This is a genomic window from Cupriavidus phytohabitans (genome assembly GCF_000426345.1).
Classification (GTDB): domain Bacteria; phylum Pseudomonadota; class Gammaproteobacteria; order Burkholderiales; family Burkholderiaceae; genus Cupriavidus.
On record NZ_AUFE01000086.1, the window covers coordinates 1 to 17,651 of the forward strand.

The 17,651-nt window shown below is 65.4% G+C and carries 15 protein-coding genes; 6 read left to right on the forward strand and 9 right to left on the reverse strand.

What is annotated here, in order from left to right:
* Positions 1-329: 329 nt before the first annotated feature.
* Positions 330-1,232: a LysR family transcriptional regulator gene (locus tag K309_RS0130460; RefSeq protein WP_029049858.1), complete on the reverse strand. Its 903-nt coding sequence runs from the start codon at positions 1,230-1,232 to the stop codon at positions 330-332.
* 245 nt (positions 1,233-1,477) lie between these two features.
* On the opposite strand from K309_RS0130460, the gene K309_RS0130465 reads away from it, so the two are divergent.
* The 5 genes from K309_RS0130465 to K309_RS0130485 are packed head-to-tail and all read left to right on the forward strand — an operon-like array spanning position 1,478 to position 6,238.
* Positions 1,478-2,731, forward strand: coding sequence for an aromatic ring-hydroxylating dioxygenase subunit alpha (locus K309_RS0130465; protein ID WP_029049859.1), 1,254 nt, complete (start codon positions 1,478-1,480; stop codon positions 2,729-2,731).
* A gap of 4 nt (positions 2,732-2,735) precedes the next feature.
* A complete protein-coding gene (locus K309_RS0130470) occupies positions 2,736-3,206 on the forward strand; it encodes an aromatic-ring-hydroxylating dioxygenase subunit beta (protein ID WP_029049860.1) in 471 nt (156 codons plus the stop codon).
* Positions 3,207-3,218: 12 nt separating this feature from the next.
* The gene (locus tag K309_RS0130475; RefSeq protein WP_029049861.1) at positions 3,219-3,533 is read left to right on the forward strand and encodes a non-heme iron oxygenase ferredoxin subunit; all 315 of its coding nucleotides are present in this window, start codon (positions 3,219-3,221) and stop codon (positions 3,531-3,533) included.
* 33 nt (positions 3,534-3,566) lie between these two features.
* On the forward strand, positions 3,567-4,820 hold the full coding sequence (locus tag K309_RS0130480; RefSeq protein WP_029049862.1) for an NAD(P)/FAD-dependent oxidoreductase: 1,254 nt from the start codon (positions 3,567-3,569) through the stop codon (positions 4,818-4,820).
* 38 nt (positions 4,821-4,858) lie between these two features.
* Positions 4,859-6,238: an MFS transporter gene (locus K309_RS0130485; protein WP_029049863.1), complete on the forward strand. Its 1,380-nt coding sequence runs from the start codon at positions 4,859-4,861 to the stop codon at positions 6,236-6,238.
* A gap of 86 nt (positions 6,239-6,324) precedes the next feature.
* On the opposite strand, the gene K309_RS0130490 is transcribed toward K309_RS0130485, so the two are convergent.
* A complete protein-coding gene (locus tag K309_RS0130490; RefSeq protein ID WP_029049864.1) occupies positions 6,325-6,666 on the reverse strand; it encodes a zinc ribbon domain-containing protein YjdM in 342 nt (113 codons plus the stop codon).
* A 254-nt stretch (positions 6,667-6,920) separates the two neighbouring features.
* Here K309_RS0130490 and K309_RS0130495 point away from each other — a divergent pair, with 254 nt between their 5' ends.
* Positions 6,921-7,487 carry a YitT family protein gene (locus tag K309_RS0130495; protein ID WP_232232554.1) on the forward strand — a complete coding sequence of 189 codons (567 nt, stop codon included), beginning with the start codon at positions 6,921-6,923 and terminating at the stop codon, positions 7,485-7,487.
* Positions 7,488-7,575: 88 nt separating this feature from the next.
* Here K309_RS0130495 and K309_RS0130500 read toward each other — a convergent pair whose 3' ends face one another.
* The 7 genes from K309_RS0130500 to K309_RS0130530 form a co-directional block, all read right to left on the reverse strand.
* Positions 7,576-8,007 carry a PaaI family thioesterase gene (locus K309_RS0130500; RefSeq protein ID WP_051320694.1) on the reverse strand — a complete coding sequence of 144 codons (432 nt, stop codon included), beginning with the start codon at positions 8,005-8,007 and terminating at the stop codon, positions 7,576-7,578.
* Between the two features lie 139 nt (positions 8,008-8,146).
* The gene (locus K309_RS0130505; RefSeq protein WP_156914499.1) at positions 8,147-10,288 is read right to left on the reverse strand and encodes a PQQ-dependent dehydrogenase, methanol/ethanol family; all 2,142 of its coding nucleotides are present in this window, start codon (positions 10,286-10,288) and stop codon (positions 8,147-8,149) included.
* Between the two features lie 198 nt (positions 10,289-10,486).
* The gene (locus K309_RS0130510) at positions 10,487-11,920 is read right to left on the reverse strand and encodes an aldehyde dehydrogenase family protein (RefSeq protein WP_232232555.1); all 1,434 of its coding nucleotides are present in this window, start codon (positions 11,918-11,920) and stop codon (positions 10,487-10,489) included.
* Between the two features lie 234 nt (positions 11,921-12,154).
* Entirely contained in the window at positions 12,155-14,044 is a 1,890-nt protein-coding gene (locus K309_RS0130515; RefSeq protein WP_051320695.1) for a sigma-54-dependent Fis family transcriptional regulator, read from the reverse strand.
* Positions 14,045-14,310: 266 nt separating this feature from the next.
* Positions 14,311-15,180 (reverse strand): hydroxymethylglutaryl-CoA lyase, encoded by an 870-nt coding sequence (locus K309_RS37955; protein ID WP_035878617.1) that lies wholly within the window; start codon positions 15,178-15,180, stop codon positions 14,311-14,313.
* A 22-nt stretch (positions 15,181-15,202) separates the two neighbouring features.
* Entirely contained in the window at positions 15,203-17,218 is a 2,016-nt protein-coding gene (locus K309_RS0130525; RefSeq protein WP_029049870.1) for an acetyl/propionyl/methylcrotonyl-CoA carboxylase subunit alpha, read from the reverse strand.
* Between the two features lie 66 nt (positions 17,219-17,284).
* Positions 17,285-17,651 (reverse strand): carboxyl transferase domain-containing protein (locus tag K309_RS0130530; protein ID WP_029049871.1); only part of this gene is annotated, 367 nt, incomplete at its 5' end.

Below are 17,651 nucleotides of genomic sequence, written 5' to 3' on the forward strand. Positions count from 1 at the left end.
ACCCAATACCGGTACCTATCTGACACTACTATGAGGCCTCAGTTTCCTGAAGGGCGACGTAGCCCGGCACACGAGCAACCCGCGATCCAGCTAGGCAACGGATCTCATCCGACTTGCGGAATTAGATAGCGGCAGGCTCATTGGGCGGACCTCTGTAATGCGGTAACCAACCCGCGGATATCAGCATGATCCACCGTCGAGACTTACTGCTACGTCGCCCTCCAGGAAATTGGGGGAACTACATGCAACTGTGAAACTGAATCAAACCAATCTCGATTGACACGGGGAGTCATATCAGCTGGATGACGACCTCGCCAGTGGCCGGGACCCTATTCCGAAAACAGTTCAATAAACTCGTTGCGCAGCCACTGGTTCGCAGGATCGCGATGATACCGGGCATGCCAGAAGAGATTGATCTGGATAGTCGGCAGCGCGAACGGATGGCTGACGTACCGGAGCCCGAAGTACCTGGCACATCGTTCCGCAAAGGTCCAGGTTACGGTGGCGACCAGGTCAGTGGTGGCGATGATGTCCGCCAGCGCCACGAAATGCGGGACGCGCAGCCGGATGCTCCGCTGTACACCGCCCTGGGCAAGGATTTCGTCGACCCGGGCATGCCCTGTGCCTGCCGCAGTGACCACGACATGCTCCGCGGCTTCGAAGTCCCGCATGCTGACCTTCTTCTTGTCCATCGCGTGACCGGGACGGAACAGGCAGACATAGCGCTGGCGGAACAGGCGCCGTTGAAAGAATTCTGTACTGAGTTCAGGCAGGTGGCCGACAGCGAGGTTGGTCTTTCCCTGACTCATCTCGGCCGCCAGGTCGACCGCCGTATTGCGCACCGTCGTCACCGTCACACCTGGCGCACGTTGCCCAAGCGCACCCATCAGCGGCGGAATGAAGTGCACCTCGCCGATATCCGTCATGGCGATCCGGAAGGCGCGCACGCTGCGCAACGGATCGAATGTCAGCTTGTGACTGAGCGTTGCCTGCAACGACTCCAGCGCATGGCTTACCGGCTCGGCCAGTTCCTGTGCTAGTGGTGTCGGCAGCATTCCCTTGCTGCTCCGAACAAAGAGCTGGTCACCCAGCAAGGTCCGCAACCGGGCCAACGCATTGCTGACGGCCGGCTGGCTCAGGTTCATGGCCCTGGCCGTTCCGGAAACAGTCCCCTGCCTCAGCAGTTGATCGAACACGACGAGCAGGTTCAGGTCGACGTCCCTCAGTTCCATCGCGTGCCTTTATTGATTTCATGAATATCAACTATAGCCGGGATTCTATTGGTTTATTGAGGTCGATGTCCGATGATCGTTTCCATACGAAAAGACATAGGGAGACGCCCCATGAACCTCGCCCCCCTCTGGCGATAGCCCGCACCGGGGAATCCTTCCCGACCTGAAGCCACCCCAAGCGCACAGACATCGCACAGGCCCACCTGGCATGTGCGCGGACTCCGTTCGCCTCTTTGGAAACAACCATGGCAACTGCCTCCCATGAAGACCGCCCAGTGTGGGCCGACGACGGCATCAGCCGCATCCCGTTCCGCGTCTATACGGACACGCAGCTTTACCAGCGCGAACTCGAACGCTGCTTCTACCGCGGCCACTGGAACTATGTCGGCCTCGAGGCCGAGATCCCGAATCCCGGCGACTTCAAGCGCACCACGCTCGGCGAGCGTTCCGTGATCCTGGTGCGCGACCAGGACGGAGAGATCAACGTCATCGAGAACGTATGCGCGCATCGCGGCATGAAGTTCTGCCGGGAGCGCAGCGGCAACCGGAAGGATTTCCACTGCCCCTACCACCAGTGGAACTACGACCTGAAGGGCAACCTGCAAGGGGTGCCGCTGCGTCGCGGCGTCAGGCAGGACGGCAAGGTCAACGGTGGCATGCCCGCCGACTTCAAGCCGCAGGAGCACGGGCTCACGCAACTGAAGGTCGCCACGCGTGGCGGGGTCGTGTTCGCGTCGTTCGACCACGATGTCCCCTCGCTCGAGGCTTACCTCGGGCCGGACATCCTCGGCTACTTCGACCGCCTCTTCAATGGCAGCAAGCTGAAGGTCCTCGGCTACAACAAGCAGCGAATCCCGGGCAACTGGAAGCTGATGCAGGAGAACATCAAGGATCCCTACCACCCCGGCCTGCTGCATACGTGGTTTGTCACGTTCGGGCTCTGGCGGGCGGACAACAAGGCGCGCCTGGTGATGGATGCCGAGTTCCGCCACGCCGCGATGGTGTCGACCCGCGGCCAGGGCGGCAAGAGCGACGTGACCTCGGGCGTGTCCAGCTTCAAGGACCAGATGGCCCTGCACGACGACCGCATTCTCGACATCGTTCACGAACCGTGGTGGGGCGAGCCGACCGCGGTAATGATGACGGTCTTCCCGGGCGTGATCTTCCAGCAGCAGGTCAACTCGGTGTCCACGCGCCATATCCAGCCCAACGGCCCCGACTCCTTCGACTTCGTCTGGACGCACTTCGGCTTCGAGGACGATACCGAAGAAATGACGCAGCGCCGCCTGCGCCAGGCCAATCTCTTCGGACCAGCCGGCTTCGTGTCGGCCGACGATGGCGAAGCCATCGAATGCTCGCAGGAAGGCTTCACCCAGAAGCCCTGGCATCGCGTGATCGCCGAACTGGGTGGGAAGACCGCGGAAAACACGGAGCACATGGTCACCGAGACCCTGATCCGCGGCATGTACGCCTACTGGCGCAAGGTGATGGAGGTCTGAAGCCATGAACTTCACTGACTACTACGCGCTGCTCGCCCTGCACGCCGACTACACGAGCGCCGTGGACAACGGCGAATGGGACCGCTGGCCGGAATTCTTCACCGAGGACTGCCTCTATCGGGTCCAGCCGCGCGAGAACCACGAGCGCGGGTTTCCGCTCGCCACGCTGTCGCTCGAAGGCAAGGGGATGCTGAAGGACCGCATCTATGGCATCCGGGAGACGCTGTTCCACGATCCCTATTACCAGCGCCACATCGTCGGCGCGCCCCTGATCCGGGAGGCCTGCGCCGACAAGATCGTGGCTGAGACGAACTATGCCGTGCTGCGCACCAAGCCGGACCAGATGACCGATGTGTACAACGCTGGCCGCTACCTGGACACCATCGTGCGCGCGCCTGAGGGCTGGCGCTTCGCGTCCCGGATCTGCGTATTCGATAGCGAGATGATTCCCAACTCGCTGATCTACCCCATCTAGCAGGAGCCATTCATGACTGAAACCTGGATCGAGGCAGCACTGCTGTCCAGCGTGCCGCAGGACGATGTGATCGCCGTGGCCGTCGAGGGCAAGGAGATCGCCCTGTATGGTGTCGACGGCGACGTCTATGCCACCGACAACGTCTGCACGCATGGCCACGCGCGCCTGTGCGACGGCTTTCTTGAAGGACACGAGATCGAATGCCCGCTCCATCAGGGCAGGTTCGACATCCGCAACGGCGCAGCGATGTGCGCCCCGCTGACCGAAGGCATCCGTACCTATCCGGTCCGGATCGAAGGCGACAAGGTCTACCTCGACCTCGGCTGAAACGTGCCGGTCATGCAACCACAAGGGACGCACATGAATTCCGAACGACCACATGGCGCGACTGCCCTGTCGCCAGCCGCCACCATCGTCATCATCGGCGCGGGCCAGGCCGGCGGCTGGGCCGCCCAGACGCTGCGCAGCGAGGGCTTCACCGGCCGGCTCGTGCTCATCGGCGACGAGACCCACCCACCGTACGAGCGACCGCCGCTGTCCAAGGCCGTGCTTGCCGGTGAGGCGGCACCCGCCAGCACTTGGCTGCTCAAGCCGGAGGCGTTCGAAGCGCTCAGGCTGGAGTGGTGGGTGGACATGCGAGCGGTCCGCATCGACCGCGGCGCGAAGTGCCTGGAGATGTCCAACGGAGAGCTGCTGAGTTACGACAAGCTGATCCTGTGTACCGGCGGCAGGGCGCGCGCACTTGCTGTCCCGGGTGTGGAGTCTACGCTGAGCTATACCTTGCGCACGATCGGCGATGCCTTGTCGCTGGCGCCTGAGCTGCGACCGGGCCGCAGCATCGTTGTCATTGGCGGCGGCTGGATCGGCCTGGAAGTCGCCGCCACCGCGCGGCAGAACGGAGCGGAGGTTACGGTCGTCGAAGCGCAAGGCCGGCTGTGCGAGCGCACCGTGCCACCGGAGATCTCGGAACACCTGCTCGGGCTGCATGGTGCGCACGGCACCCGCGTCATGCTCGGCGCCCACATCACCGGCATGGCGCAAGGCGCCGACGGCCTGTCCGTGGTGATGCTTGCCGATGGCAACACGCTGACGTGCCACGCCATCGTCGCGGGTGTAGGTCTCATGCCCAATGATGAGCTTGCTCGTGATGCCGGACTGGAATGCGAAGGCGGCGTGATCATCGACAGAAGCTGCCGCACTTCCGACCCCGATATCTTCGCCGCAGGCGATGTGGCGGTAAGGCCCAATCCATGGGCCGGACGGCGTTTGCGACTGGAATCCTGGCAGAGCGCACAGGACCAGGGTATCGCCGCGGCGCGCGCGGCTCTCGGCCTTCCCGTCGACGATGAATCCCTGCCGTGGTTCTGGTCGGACCAGTATGGCGTGAACCTGCAGATCTTCGGCTTTCCGCTGCAATCACATCGCGTGGTGGCACGTGGCACGCCCTGCGGGGACAGCTTCGTGCTGCTCTACCTCGACGGCGATGTCATCCAGGCCGCGGTCGGTGCCAACGCCGCGCGCGACCTCCGCTTCGCACGCCGCCTGATCGAGCAGCGCAGGCAAGTCGATCCCGGCCGCCTCGCCGACCCGAATGTTCCCATGGCAAAGCAGTAGTCCATCTACACAAGAAAATGCACCGGAGACAAGCCCCCATGTCGCATATCGACGTCCACAAGCTGGCCGACGAGGCCGCCTTCAACCGCTTCCATGCACGCGTACTGTGCTGGTGCGCACTCATCATCATCTTTGACGGATACGACCTGGCGGTCGTAGGCATCGCACTACCTTCGATCATGAAGGACCTCGGCGTGGCACCAGCGCAAGCCGGACTCATGGTCAGCTCCGCCCTGTTTGGCATGGTGTTCGGCGCGATCTCTCTCGGCACCCTGGCCGACAGGATCGGCCGGCGCTGGGCCATCGCGATCTGCGTCATCCTGTTCAGCGTCTTCACTGCCGCGGCCGGCCTGGCCAGGGATCCCCTGCTGTTCGGCGTCGCGCGCTTCCTCGCCGGGCTCGGCATCGGCGGCGTCATGCCCAATGTCGTCGCGCAAATGACGGAGTACGCACCGAAAAGGATGCGGGCGACGCTTGTCACCCTGATGTTCAGCGGCTATGCGGTCGGCGGAATGCTCGCTGCCATCCTCGGCAAGGGCCTGATTGAAACGTACGGCTGGCAATCGGTGTTCCTCGCTGCCGGCCTTCCCGTTCTGCTCGTCCCCGTCATTCTCAAGTCGCTGCCCGAATCGATGCCCTTCCTGCTGAAAAGGGAGGACGAAGCGGGATTGCGGCGCATTGCTTCCAGCCTCGCACCAGGCCGCCAGTGGTCCACGGCCGATCGCTTCGCCGTGCCGGCCCAGGACAAGGCCGACAGCGCGCCGATCCGGCATCTGTTCCACGAGGGCCGCGGCTTCAGCACCATCATGTTCTGGATCGCGTTCTTCATGTGCCTGTTCATGGTGTACGCGCTGAGTTCATGGCTGACCAAGCTGATGGCAACCGCGGGGTACAGCCTGGGCTCCGCGTTGACGTTCGTGCTGGTCCTCAACATCGGCGCGATGATCGGCGCGGTGGGGGGCGGATGGCTTGCCGACCGGTATCACATCAAGTACGTACTTGCCGCGATGTATGGGCTGGCCGCCTTCTCGATCACGCTCCTTGGGTTCAGGCTGCCCGAGGAACTGCAGTACCTCGCGGTAGGCCTTGCCGGCGCGTCGACCATCGGCACGCAGATCGTAGCGAATGCCTACACGGGGCAGTTCTATCCGACCGCTATCCGTTCTACCGGGCTCGGCTGGGCACTGGGTATCGGTCGCAGTGGAGCAATCCTGGCGCCAATCGTCATTGGCGTCCTGGTCGCCATGAATCTGCCGCTGCAGCAGAACTTTGTTGCGATTGCCATTCCGGCCGTGATTGGCCTGATCGCGATCCTGATGGTCGATCACAGGCGATCGGCATCGGCAGCTCTCAACGAGGGCGCCCCAGCCGAGGCAAGCGAATCACAGATCACGCTTTCCGTCGCGGATCGAAAGTAGGCGATACAGAGGCTTGGCCTTCGAAGAGCCCACGGCTACGATGCCGCGGGTCGGAGTGAGATCGAGCTTAGTCCTTCCGACCCTCGTCACACCTTCCTGACGAACTCTGATTTCAGGCTCATGGCACCAATGCCATCGATCTTGCAATCTATATCGTGGTCACCGTCGACCAGGCGAATGTTCTTCACCTTGGTGCCCATCTTGATCACGCCGGTTGAGCCCTTCAGCTTGAGGTCCTTGATGACAGTGACGGTATCCCCATCCTGCAATACATTGCCCGCCGAATCGCGATAAACCCTGACCTCCGCTTCGGCCGGCGCTGATGCCTGCACCGACCATTCATGAGCGCATTCCGGGCAAATATAGAGACCCCCATCCTCATAGGTGAACTCGGAATTACATTTCGGGCAGGGAGGTAATGCGCTCATGGCTAATCTTTTTGGTGCGTGGCGAAGGCCGAAAGTATACTCCCCTGCCCGGCGGGACAGATTGCTGGACGAACTCATAGCTTGGCGGCTGACGCTTGACCAGGATCATGCGAGGCCTCGTCCAGCGTCGCTACACTACGCCAGTCGTAGTCCGACGCGCGCCCGACCTATCTGGATGAGCAGGTCTCGAAGCCGTCTTCGCCCCCGCCTCTGCCATGAAGCCTGCTATCGCCCAACACACCCCCATGGAGAACATGCAGGCACTGCTGATCGGCACACTGCTTGTCGCACTGGCGGTGTCCATGTTCAAGCAGGCAGGCTTGCTGTCGGGCGGTACGGCTGGTCTGGCATTCCTTGCCCATTACCTCGGCGGCATACCGTTCAGCCTGGCGTTCTTCGCCTTCAACCTGCCCTTCTACTGGCTTGCGTGGAAATACATGGGCGGGACGTTCACCTTCCGGACGTTCGTGGCCGTGCTGTTGTTCTCCGTCGAAACCGACTTGCTGCCGCGCTGGCTCAGCTTCGCCACGCTTGATCCCACGCTTGCCGCAATACTGGGAGGCGCATTATTGGGCAACGGATTCCTGATCCTGTTCCGGCACAAGGCGAGCCTCGGCGGTGTCGGCATCCTTGCATTCGTGCTTCAGGAACGGCTCAACTGGCGTGCCGGCCACATCCAGATGGCGGTGGATGCGGCGATCGTCGCAGCGGCCCTCCTGACCGTTCCATGGCCGCGTGTCGCTCTCTCCATTCTCGGGGCCGTTGTCCTCAACTTTGTGTTGGCAACCAACCACCGCCCGGGACGCTACGTGGTCCAGTGACCATGGCTGGCCGATTCTCTCAGTCACCTGGCAGCGGGAGCGATCATTTCCGCCGCAGATTCCCCTGGGGGACGCACGCCCCCTCGCCCTACTTCAGGTACTTCATGGTGGCAACGCCCGTCGCCACCAGCAACTCCTGGTCGAGCCACACCTCCGCGCGCGAAAAGAAGATCGAGCGCCCGCGCCGGTCGACAGTGCCCTTGGCCGTCAGCACGCTGCCCGTGCCATTGCTCAAAAAGTTGGAAGTCAGCGACAGCGTCACCGCATGCCGCGCCGCCTCGCCCGGCGCAGAGAACAGGCCGGCATAGCCGGTGGCGGCGTCCAGCAGCGTGCAGATCGTGCCGCCATGGACCACGCGGCTGCGGTTCAGCATGCTGGACGTGACCGGCAGTTCAAGCTCCACGTAATCGGGGCGCCACTGCGTGATGCGGACACCGATGCTTTCGAGGGCGGGGTTGTCGAGGGAGAAACCGCCGCCGGCGCCACCCTCCGTCACGGTTTCCGTTGACTGGATTTTCATTTCACTGCTCACCACGGCTCAAATTGTCCAGGCGGTATTTCCTCTCAATTCGAGGTACCACGACAATTCCGATTTGGCGAACAGCCACTTTTGCGTGCGTGAAGCGCGCGGGCCATACCGGCCTGCGCGCGCACACCTGTCAGGGCTTCTTCGGCCGCACCGCGTCGGCGGTGCCCTGGATGAACGCCTGGATCTTGACCACGTCCTCGGCCGTCAGCTTGCCGGTGAAATCCGGCATGCCCTTCTGCACGAACGGCCCGTTGAACAGGATCTTGTCGAGGTGCTCGATCATCGGCGCGCCGACATAGGCCAGGTTGGGGACATTGCCGCCCTTGTCGACGCCGGGCACGCCATGGCAAAAGACGCAGTTGTTGACATAGAGCTTCTGCCCGTCGGCCACCTTGGCGGGGTCGTACTTCACCCCGCTCAGCAGCGGTGCCATCGCGTAAGGCGCCGACTCGGGCATCGGCTTCCTGCCGTTCAGGACAAAGGTGTAGACCCGCCCCGGCGCCTGCTTGTCGCTCCCGCGCTGGCTCAGGCCATACACGCCGCCCCAGCCCACTGCCACCGAGACGTACTGCTTGCCGTCGAGCAGGTAGGTCACGGGCGCCGCGACCACGCCGGAGCCGGTCGGCGCCTGCCACAGCTTTTCGCCGGTGCCGGCGTGGTACGCCACCAGCCGTCCGTCCGCGGTACCCTGGAACACCAGGTTGCCGGCGGTCGCGAGCGTGCCGCCGTTCCACGGCCCGGCATGGTCCTGGTGCCATACCGCCTTCTGCGCCAGCGGGTCCCAGGCGATCAGCCGCCCCATCGGCTTGCTTTTGGGCGGCTCGGCATTGACCAGCATGCCCAGGTTCCAGCCCACGCCGCGATGCGCCTCGGGCGAGTCCTTCTGGTTGTGGGCCCACTCCTTGTTGTCTGCCAGCGTCAGCGGCACGTGCTGCGCCGGGATGAAGGCCAGCCCCAGCCTGGGGTGGAACGACATCGAATGCCAGTTGTGCGCGCCGAACGGCCCTGGCACGATATCCGCCGGCTTGCCCGAAGTGTCCGACTGCGGCGTCTCGATCGGCCGGCCCTCCTTGTCATAGCCCGAGGCCCAGTTGACGTCGACGAAGTTCTTGGCTGAGATGAACTTGCCGTTGGTCCGGTCGATCACGAAGAAGAAGCCGTTCTTGGGCGCGTGCAGGATCACCTTGCGCGGCTGGCCGTCGATCTTCAGGTCGGCGAGGATGATGTCCTGCGTCGAGGTGTAGTCCCAGTTGTCGCCCGGGGTTTCCTGGTAGTGCCACACGTATTCGCCGGTATCGGGATTCAGCGCCACCACGGAGGCCGCATAGAGGTTGTCGCCGCCCTTCGGGCTGCGCAGCTTGCGGCTCCAGGGGCCGGCGTTGCCGGTGCCGATGTACATCAGGTTCAGCTCAGGGTCGAACGCCATGGTGTTCCACACCGTGCCGCCGCCACCGTTGACCCAGTACTTGCCGCTGGGATCCCAGGTGGCCGCGGCCTTCGCCATGGCTTCGTTCTCGAAGGGCCTGGCGGGGTCGCCCGGCACCGTGTACCAGCGCCATTGCTGCTTGCCGGTCTCGGCATCGTAGGCGGTGATGTAGCCGCGCACGCCGTACTCCGCGCCACCGTTGCCGATGATCACCTTGCCGTTGTAGACGCGCGGCGCTCCGGTAATGGTGTATGACTTGCCGCGGTCGACGATGGTGTCCTGCTCCCACGCCTTCTTGCCGGTAGCGGCGTCGATCGCCACCAGCCGGCCGTCGAAGGCACCGACGAAAACCTTGCCCTTGTACAGCGCCACGCCGCGGTTGACCACATCGCAGCAGCCCTTGTAGGCCTGGTCGCGCGGCACCTGCGGGTCGTAGGTCCACAGGCGCTTGCCGGTGCGCGCGTCGATGGCGTGTACCACGCTCCACGGCGCGGAGACGTACATCACGCCGTCGACCACCAGCGGCGTCGCTTCCACGCCGCGCGTCGATTCCAGGTCGTAGGACCACGCCAGCCCCAGGTTCCTGACGTTGCCCGCGTTGACCTGGTCGAGCTTGCTGAATCGGGTCTCGGCATAATCCAGTCCATAGCTGGGCCAGTTCGGCGTGCCAGCCTCGTTGGCGCGGATGGCCGCGCCGTCCACGCGCGCGGCGGCGTTGGCCGGCTTGTGCGTCTTTGCCGGGCGGCCGGCGGCGGTGCCATCGGCGCCGAATGCCACTGTCGCCGGCAGCGCCATGCTGGCGGCTGCCATCACGCTCACTAGCAGCCGTACCTTGTTGCTATGCATCTTGGTCTCCTCTGTCTTCATTCTTGATATGGCGTTTCGAAGTATTGGTGCAGTCGTCGCGCGATACGCCGTTGACCGAGGTCTCGCCGCCGAAAGCATATGACAGCCCGCCGCGCACATCGAAGTGCCCGGTGAAGTGATAGCGCAGCCAGCCCCGCCCCTTGCTTGCGCCGACCGCCGTGCGGCGGGCCTGCTGCGTCAGCTGACCTGTGCGCGCGCGATATTGATCACGCTCAGTTGCGCATACTCGGCCAGCCCTTCCGGCCCGAACTCCACGCCGACGCCGGACTCCTTGGCGCCCACCAGCGGGATATGCGGGCCGAAATGCAGGTGGTGGTTGACCCATGCCGTGCCCACATCGAGACGCCATGCCACCGCATAGGCGCGCTCTTCTTCGCGTGACCATACCGAGCCACCGAGTCCGTACGGCGTGCCATTGGCGCGCGCCACGGCTTCGTCGATGCTGTCGAACTTCAGCACCGGCAGGATCGGCGCGAACTGTTCCTCCGCCACCAGCTCGCTCTGGTCAGTCAGGTCGCGCACGATGGTCGGGGCGACAAAGTAGCCATCGCCTTTGAGCAGCGCGCCGCCCGCCAGGATCTTGCCGTCGCGGCGCGCGCTGGCCAGGAAGCGGCCGGCCTTGTCGTACTGCATCGCATTCTGCAGCGGCCCCATCGTGACACCGGCTTCCGCGCCGTTGCCGACCACCGCGCGCCCGGCCAGGTCAGCCAGTGCATCGCACAGCGCGTCATGGACCGAGGCATGGACATAGAGCCGCTTCAGCGCCAGGCATACCTGCCCGCAGTTGTAGAAGGCGCTGCCGAAGATCTTCGGCGCGATTTCCGCCACATCGGCATCGTCGAGCACGATGGCCGCGTCGTTGCCGCCCAGCTCCAGCGTGATGCGCTTCAGTCCCGGGCCGGCGCTCGCGATCACCTTCTTGCCGGTGGCGGTCGAGCCGGTGAACGAGACCTTGGCCACATCGGGATGCGAGGTCAGGTAGCTGCCCAGGTCATTGGCATCGGTGATGACGTTGACCACGCCGGGAGGCAGCAGGTCGGCCAGGATCGCCCCGAGTTGCAGCGTTGCCACCGGCGTGGTCGGCGCGGGCTTGAGCACCACGGTATTGCCCATCAGCAGCGCCGGCGCCAGCTTGTAGGCGGCAATCAGCACCGGGAAATTCCACGCCGCGATGGCGGTCACCACGCCCAGCGGCTTGTGGTGCAGTTCGATGCGGTGGGTAGCGTCGTCCTGCACCAGCGACACTGGCAGTTCCAACCCGGCGATATGGCGCACGAAGGCTTCTGCGAACTGCAGTTCCTGGCGCGCCTCGGCCAGCGGCTTGCCCTGTTCAAGCACCAGCGTGGCGGCGAGGTCTTCGGCATTGTCGCGCAGCTCGTCGGCAAAGCGCAGCAACAGCGCACGCCGCTGCGCCAGTTCCAGCGCGGCCCAGCCGGGCTGCGCGGCCTTGGCGGCAGCGACCGCGGCGGCGGCCTCGCGCTCGGTGGCGCGCGATACCGTGGTGAACACCTTGCCGGTGGCGGGGTTGACCACGTCGAGCGTGGCGGTGCCCTGCACGAGTCTTCCGTCGATCAGCAGTCCTGCATTGCCGTGCATCGCTTGTCTCCTCATGTTGATTCCTGGTTGGTATGCGATGCCCTGCAACGCAAGCGGCGTGCCTGCCGCAAAGACCGCGCGCCGGCGCGTGTTTTCGCGCCAGCTGCACATGGCACCGCCGGCGCGACGCTGCGCTGTGTGTCGCAATCTGATCCAATGTCTCGATACAGGTAAGACAGGCCGCCAATGAAAAACCCCCGCTGCCACGGCTTGGGCGAGCAGGGGTCGAGGGGGGATGAAAGGACCGTTCTAACGGATCTTGGCGCGCGCCATCTTTCGGTACAACGTCGCGCGCGAGATGCCGAGTGCGCGCGCGGCCTCGGAACGGTTGCCGCTCAGCTCGTCGAGGGTGCGCTGGATCAGCTGGTTCTGCGCCTGCGCCAGCAGCATCGGCTGGCCGGCGGCGGGCAGGACGTCCGCCCCGGTCACCCGTGTCGCCGCTTCCAGCCAGCTCTCGTCGAGATGCTCGCGCCGGATTTCCTCGCTGAGGCCCGACAGCGCCACCGCGGTACGCAGCACCTGGTGCAGCTCGCGGACATTGCCCGGCCAGGGATGCGACATCAGCAACGCCATCACGTCGGCGTCGAGCGCCTTGCGCCGGCCACGCGCCAGCGTCTGCAGCATCGCGGCGATCAGCTCGGGCAGGTCGGTGCGGTCGCGCAGCGCCGGCACGCGCACCGACATGCCGTTGATGCGGAAATACAGGTCCTCGCGGAAGGCGCCCTGCCGCACCAGCTCCGGCAGGGTGCGATGCGTGGCGCATATCACCGAAAGGTCGACCGGGATGGGCTTGGCCGCGCCGACACGTGTCACGCAGCGCTCCTGCAGCACGCTCAGCAGCCGCGTCTGCAGTGCCAGCGGCATGTCGCCGATTTCGTCGAGGAACAGCGTGCCGTGGTTGGCCTGTTCGATCTTGCCCGCGCAGCCGCCGCGGCGGCTGCCGGTAAAGGCGCCGTCGGCATAGCCGAACAGCTCGGCTTCGGCGAGCCCTTCGGGAATCGCCGAGCAGTTGATCGAAACAAAGTTGCCGTCCGGCCGGCTGGCCTCGTGCAGCGCGCGCGCCAGCATGGTCTTGCCGGTGCCGGTCTCGCCCAGCAAGATCACCGGCACCTGCGCGCCGACCGCCATGCTGGCCTTGTCGAAGGCGCGCGCCAGCGTGGCATCGGCAATGAGGTGGCCGGCCAGCGGACCGGTGTCCTCGGCGCGTGGCGCGGCGCCACGGGAGCGCGGACGCTGTGTTTCGCTTGCAGAGACATGCAGCCGCCCGCCGGCGACCGTGCGCACGACGCTTTGCACCGCACCTCCGGGGCCATGCATACCTTCGGCAAAGACACTGCCGATATCGATCGCGCCGATCTCGGCGCTGCCAAGCCGCAGCATGTCGCGGGCAGTATGGTTTGCCGCCACGATCACGCCGTCGGCGGACACCGCGACGATGCCTTCCGCCGGCGTATGCAGCATGCGCCGGTCGTGGTGAAGGCGCACGATGCAGCAGCCGGGCAGCCGCTCGAAGGTGCGGTTGCCGATCGACGTGGCCGCAGCGCGCACATGGCTGACCGCGTAGGCCGGCAAGTCGACGCCGAAGCCGGTGATATCGAGCACGCCGATCAGCCGGTCATGGCAGTCGTAGATCGGCGCGGCGGCACAGACCACGTCGACCAGCTCGTGCAGGAAATGCTCGCCGCGGCGGATTTCGACGGCGCTGCCGCCCTCCGCCAGCAGGCAGCCGGGTGCGTTGGTGCCGATGCCGGTCTCGCAGATGCGCCGGCCATGCTGCAGCGGCGATGGCCCGCCCGGCCCCGCGCCCAGGCGCCCGTGGGAGGACACGATCACGCCTTCGGCATTGGTGCAGAGCACGATCCACTGCTGCGACGGAAAGGCGCCGGCCAGCACTTCCATGTCAGCGCCAGCCAGTTCGATCAGCGCGCGGTTCTCTTCCTCGCTGCGCCGGACCTCGCTGTGCGTGATGACATCCGAAAACAGCATGCGCTGCTCGGGACGCACGCCAGCGCGCGCGGCACGCTGCCATGAACGCATGATCAGGTCGGACACGACGCCGGCGGGCACGTCCTTGCCATCGAGGAAATCCCGCCGTGCAATGTTGGCATCGCACAGCAGGCTTGTCGGTGCGGGGGGCATTGCCTTGTCTCCAGTGGTCGGCGTCGCGCGGTGCCGCGAGGGAGCGGTAAGCCCCGATGCCGGTGGCACGCCCGGCCGTCGTTGCGGCCAGGTCGTCTATCGCGCGACCCTGTGCTGCGGTTGTGGCGGCGCGAACTGGAAAGGTACTTTAAGAGAGCCCCCGGGCGAATTCAAGCGTTGCGTGGCAGGTTCGGCGAGGCTGTCTCAGGTTGATGCAAGCGGTGTCTCAATATGAGACAAGCGCCCCGCATCGAGGGGCGCTTGCGTTACTGCAATACCGGCTTGCCGATGGCCCTGGAGATCAGTCCGGCCGCGGCAATGACCTTGTCCAGATCAACCCCCGTCTGCATCCCCAGGCTCGCCAGGCGCTGCAGCAATGCCTCCGTCGCCACGTTCCCTGTCGCGCCCTTCGCATATGGGCAACCGCCAAGCCCGGCGACGGAAGCATGGAAGATGCGGATGCCGGCTTCCAGGCTCGCCTCGACGTTGGCCAGGGCATGGCCATACGTGTCGTGGAAGTGCCCGGATAGCTGTCCCAGCGGGAATTCCGTGGCGGCGGCAAGCATCACGGCCTTCACCTTGTCGGGTGTGCCTACGCCAATGGTATCGGCGATATCGATCTCGTCGCAGCCCAGCTCGCGCATGCGCCGCACCACGTCGAGCACGGCATCGATTGGGACTTCGCCCTGGTAAGGGCAGCCCAGTGCGCACGACACGCTGGCGCGGAGCCGCACGCCCTTCGCCTTGGCGGCCGCGGCAACGGGCTCGAAGCGCGCCATCGACTCGGCGATCGAGCAGTTGATGTTCTTCTGCGAGAACGCCTCGCTGGCCGCGCCGAAAATCACGACCTCGTCTGCGCCCGCTGCAAGCGCGCCTTCCAGGCCCTTCATGTTCGGCGTCAGCGCCGAGTAGATGATGCCGGGGCGCCGCCTGATCGCGGCCATTACCTGGGCACCGTCGGCCATCTGCGGCACCCACTTCGGCGAGACGAACGATGCCACTTCGATATTGGGAAAGCCCGCGTCGGTGAGCTGGTCGATCAACGCCACCTTGGTCTCGGTGGGGATCAAATTCTTCTCGTTCTGCAGGCCGTCGCGCGGGCCGACTTCAACCACCTTGACCTTGTCCGCATGCATCTGCCGGATCTCCGTAAAAGAATCAGGTACCGAACGCCAGCAGCTGGGCGCCTTCGGTCACCTGCTCGCCAACGCCATACAGCACTTCGCTGACCACGCCGTCGGCGGGCGCGCTGATGGTGTGCTCCATCTTCATCGCCTCCATCACCAGCAGCGGCGTGCCGCGCGTGACGGTGCTGCCGGCTTCGACCATCACCGCGATGACCTTGCCCGGCATCGGCGCGGTCAGCTTGCCACCCTCGCCTTCGGCTTCGCCGGCGTGGGACAGCGGATCGATCCAGCTCAGCAGCAAGTGGCGGCCCGCCGAGAAAACGTGGAAGTCGTCCGCCTCCGCATGCACGTGCCCATGCACACGGCGCGTGCCGAGGTCGATGCGGATATCGTCGGCCTTGCATACCGAAGAGAACGGCACGGACTGGCCGGCGTAGGCCAGCGTGCTGCCGCGCGCGTTGACATGCAGCGTCACGTCGAGCACCTGTTCGCCGTAGCCGAAGCGCAGTTGGCGCGAGACGCCGCCGTTGAGCCGCCACGCCCCGCCGTGGGTCCACGGCGAATGCTGGTCGGCGGCATCGATGCGGCGTTCGTGCATCTCGCGATCCAGCAAAGCGGCCACGGCCAGCGCGACAGTGTCGATTCCGACCGGCTCAGGCTGCGGGAACAGTTCGCTCTCGTTGCGCTCGATCAGTCCGGTATCGAGGTCGGCGGTGCGGAACGCTTCCGACTTCACCAGCCGCTGCAGGAACGCCACGTTGGTCGACAGACCCACCACGTGGTATGCGGCCAGCGCCTGGCGCATGCGCGCCAGCGCCTCGTCGCGGTCCTTGCCCCAGACGATCAGCTTGGCAATCATCGGGTCGTAGTACGGGCTGATGGTGTCGCCTTCGCGCACGCCGGCATCGATGCGGATACCGGCCGGGCCATGAGCATCCTCGCCGCGCATGAACTGCACCGCCGGCGGCGTGCGCAGGAAGCGCAGCGTGCCGGTGGAGGGCAGGAACTGCTTGTCGGGGTTCTCGGCGTAGATGCGCGCCTCCAGCGCGTGGCCGTCGATGCGCAGTTGCTGCTGCGTCAGCGGCAGCGGCTCGCCGGCAGCGACGCGCAGCTGCCATTCGACCAGGTCCTGCCCGGTGATCATCTCGGTCACGGGGTGCTCGACCTGCAGGCGCGTGTTCATCTCCATGAAATAGAAGGAGCCGTCCTGGTTGGCGATGAACTCTACCGTGCCCGCACCGACGTAGCCCACGGCCTTGGCGGCGGCCACGGCGGCTTCGCCCATCGCGCGGCGGCGTTCCTCCGTCATGCCCGGCGCCGGCGCCTCTTCCAGCACCTTCTGGTGCCGGCGCTGCACCGAGCAGTCGCGCTCGAACAGGTAGACGCAGTTGCCGTGCGTGTCGGCAAACACCTGGATCTCGATATGGCGAGGACGGGTCAGGTATTTCTCCACCAGCACCTTGTCGTCGCCGAAGCTGGCGCTGGCCTCGCGCTTGACCGATGCCAGCGCGGCCTCGAAGCCATCGCCCGACTCGACCACGCGCATGCCCTTGCCGCCACCGCCCGCGCTGGCCTTGAGCAGCACCGGGTAGCCGATGCGGTCGGCCTCGCGGCGCAGCAGCGCCGGATCCTGGTCTTCGCCGTGGTAGCCCGGCACCAGCGGTACGGCAGCGCGCTCCATCAACTGCTTGGCCGCGCTCTTGCTGCCCATCGCGTGGATGGCGGAGGCCGGCGGGCCGATGAAGACCAGCCCCGCGGCGGCGCAAGCCTCGGCGAAGGCTTCGTTTTCGGACAGGAAGCCGTAGCCCGGGTGGATCGCCTGGGCGCCGGTCTCCTTCGCCATTTCAATGATGTGATCGGCGCGCAGGTAGCTGTCGCGCGCGGCAGCGCCGCCGATATGGACGGCTTCGTCGCAGAAGGCGACGTGGCGCGCATCGGCGTCGGCATCCGAGTACACCGCAACGGTGCGGATGCCGAGCCGGCGGCAGGTGGCGGCGACACGGCAGGCGATCTCGCCGCGGTTTGCGATCAGGACTTTGGTGAACATGACTTCGCCTTTCGCTCCTCGCGGGGAGCGTTCTTGAAAACGGTTCTGGGATACCTGGGGGCAGGCTTACATGCGGAAAACGCCGAACTTCATGTCCTCGATCGGCGCGTTCAGGCTGGCCGACAGGCCCAGGCCCAGCACCGTGCGCGTCTGCGCGGGATCGATCACGCCGTCGTCCCACAGCCGCGCGCTGGCGTAGTACGGATGCCCCTGGTGCTCGTACTGGTCGCGGATCGGCTGCTTGAAGGCATCCTCTTCCTCCGCGCTCCACTTGCCGCCCCTGGCCTCGATGCCATCGCGGCGCACCGTCGCCAGCACGCTCGCGGCCTGCTCGCCGCCCATCACCGAGATGCGCGCGTTCGGCCACATCCACAGGAAGCGCGGCGAATACGCACGGCCGCACATGCCATAGTTGCCGGCCCCGAACGAGCCG

Excerpts from the sequence above, each read along its gene's own strand:
- K309_RS0130505 (WP_156914499.1), bottom strand. The coding sequence starts at position 10,288 with ATGCATAGCAACAAGGTACGGCTGCTAGTGAGCGTGATGGCAGCCGCC.
- K309_RS0130485 (WP_029049863.1), top strand. The coding sequence starts at position 4,859 with ATGTCGCATATCGACGTCCACAAGCTGGCCGACGAGGCCGCCTTCAAC.
- K309_RS0130525 (WP_029049870.1), bottom strand. The coding sequence starts at position 17,218 with ATGTTCACCAAAGTCCTGATCGCAAACCGCGGCGAGATCGCCTGCCGT.
- K309_RS0130500 (WP_051320694.1), bottom strand. The coding sequence starts at position 8,007 with ATGAAAATCCAGTCAACGGAAACCGTGACGGAGGGTGGCGCCGGCGGC.
- K309_RS37955 (WP_035878617.1), bottom strand. The coding sequence starts at position 15,180 with ATGCATGCGGACAAGGTCAAGGTGGTTGAAGTCGGCCCGCGCGACGGC.
- K309_RS0130495 (WP_232232554.1), top strand. The coding sequence starts at position 6,921 with ATGCAGGCACTGCTGATCGGCACACTGCTTGTCGCACTGGCGGTGTCC.
- K309_RS0130465 (WP_029049859.1), top strand. The coding sequence starts at position 1,478 with ATGGCAACTGCCTCCCATGAAGACCGCCCAGTGTGGGCCGACGACGGC.
- K309_RS0130475 (WP_029049861.1), top strand. The coding sequence starts at position 3,219 with ATGACTGAAACCTGGATCGAGGCAGCACTGCTGTCCAGCGTGCCGCAG.
- K309_RS0130490 (WP_029049864.1), bottom strand. The coding sequence starts at position 6,666 with ATGAGCGCATTACCTCCCTGCCCGAAATGTAATTCCGAGTTCACCTAT.
- K309_RS0130470 (WP_029049860.1), top strand. The coding sequence starts at position 2,736 with ATGAACTTCACTGACTACTACGCGCTGCTCGCCCTGCACGCCGACTAC.
- K309_RS0130510 (WP_232232555.1), bottom strand. The coding sequence starts at position 11,920 with ATGAGGAGACAAGCGATGCACGGCAATGCAGGACTGCTGATCGACGGA.
- K309_RS0130460 (WP_029049858.1), bottom strand. The coding sequence starts at position 1,232 with ATGGAACTGAGGGACGTCGACCTGAACCTGCTCGTCGTGTTCGATCAA.
- K309_RS0130515 (WP_051320695.1), bottom strand. The coding sequence starts at position 14,044 with ATGCCCCCCGCACCGACAAGCCTGCTGTGCGATGCCAACATTGCACGG.
- K309_RS0130480 (WP_029049862.1), top strand. The coding sequence starts at position 3,567 with ATGAATTCCGAACGACCACATGGCGCGACTGCCCTGTCGCCAGCCGCC.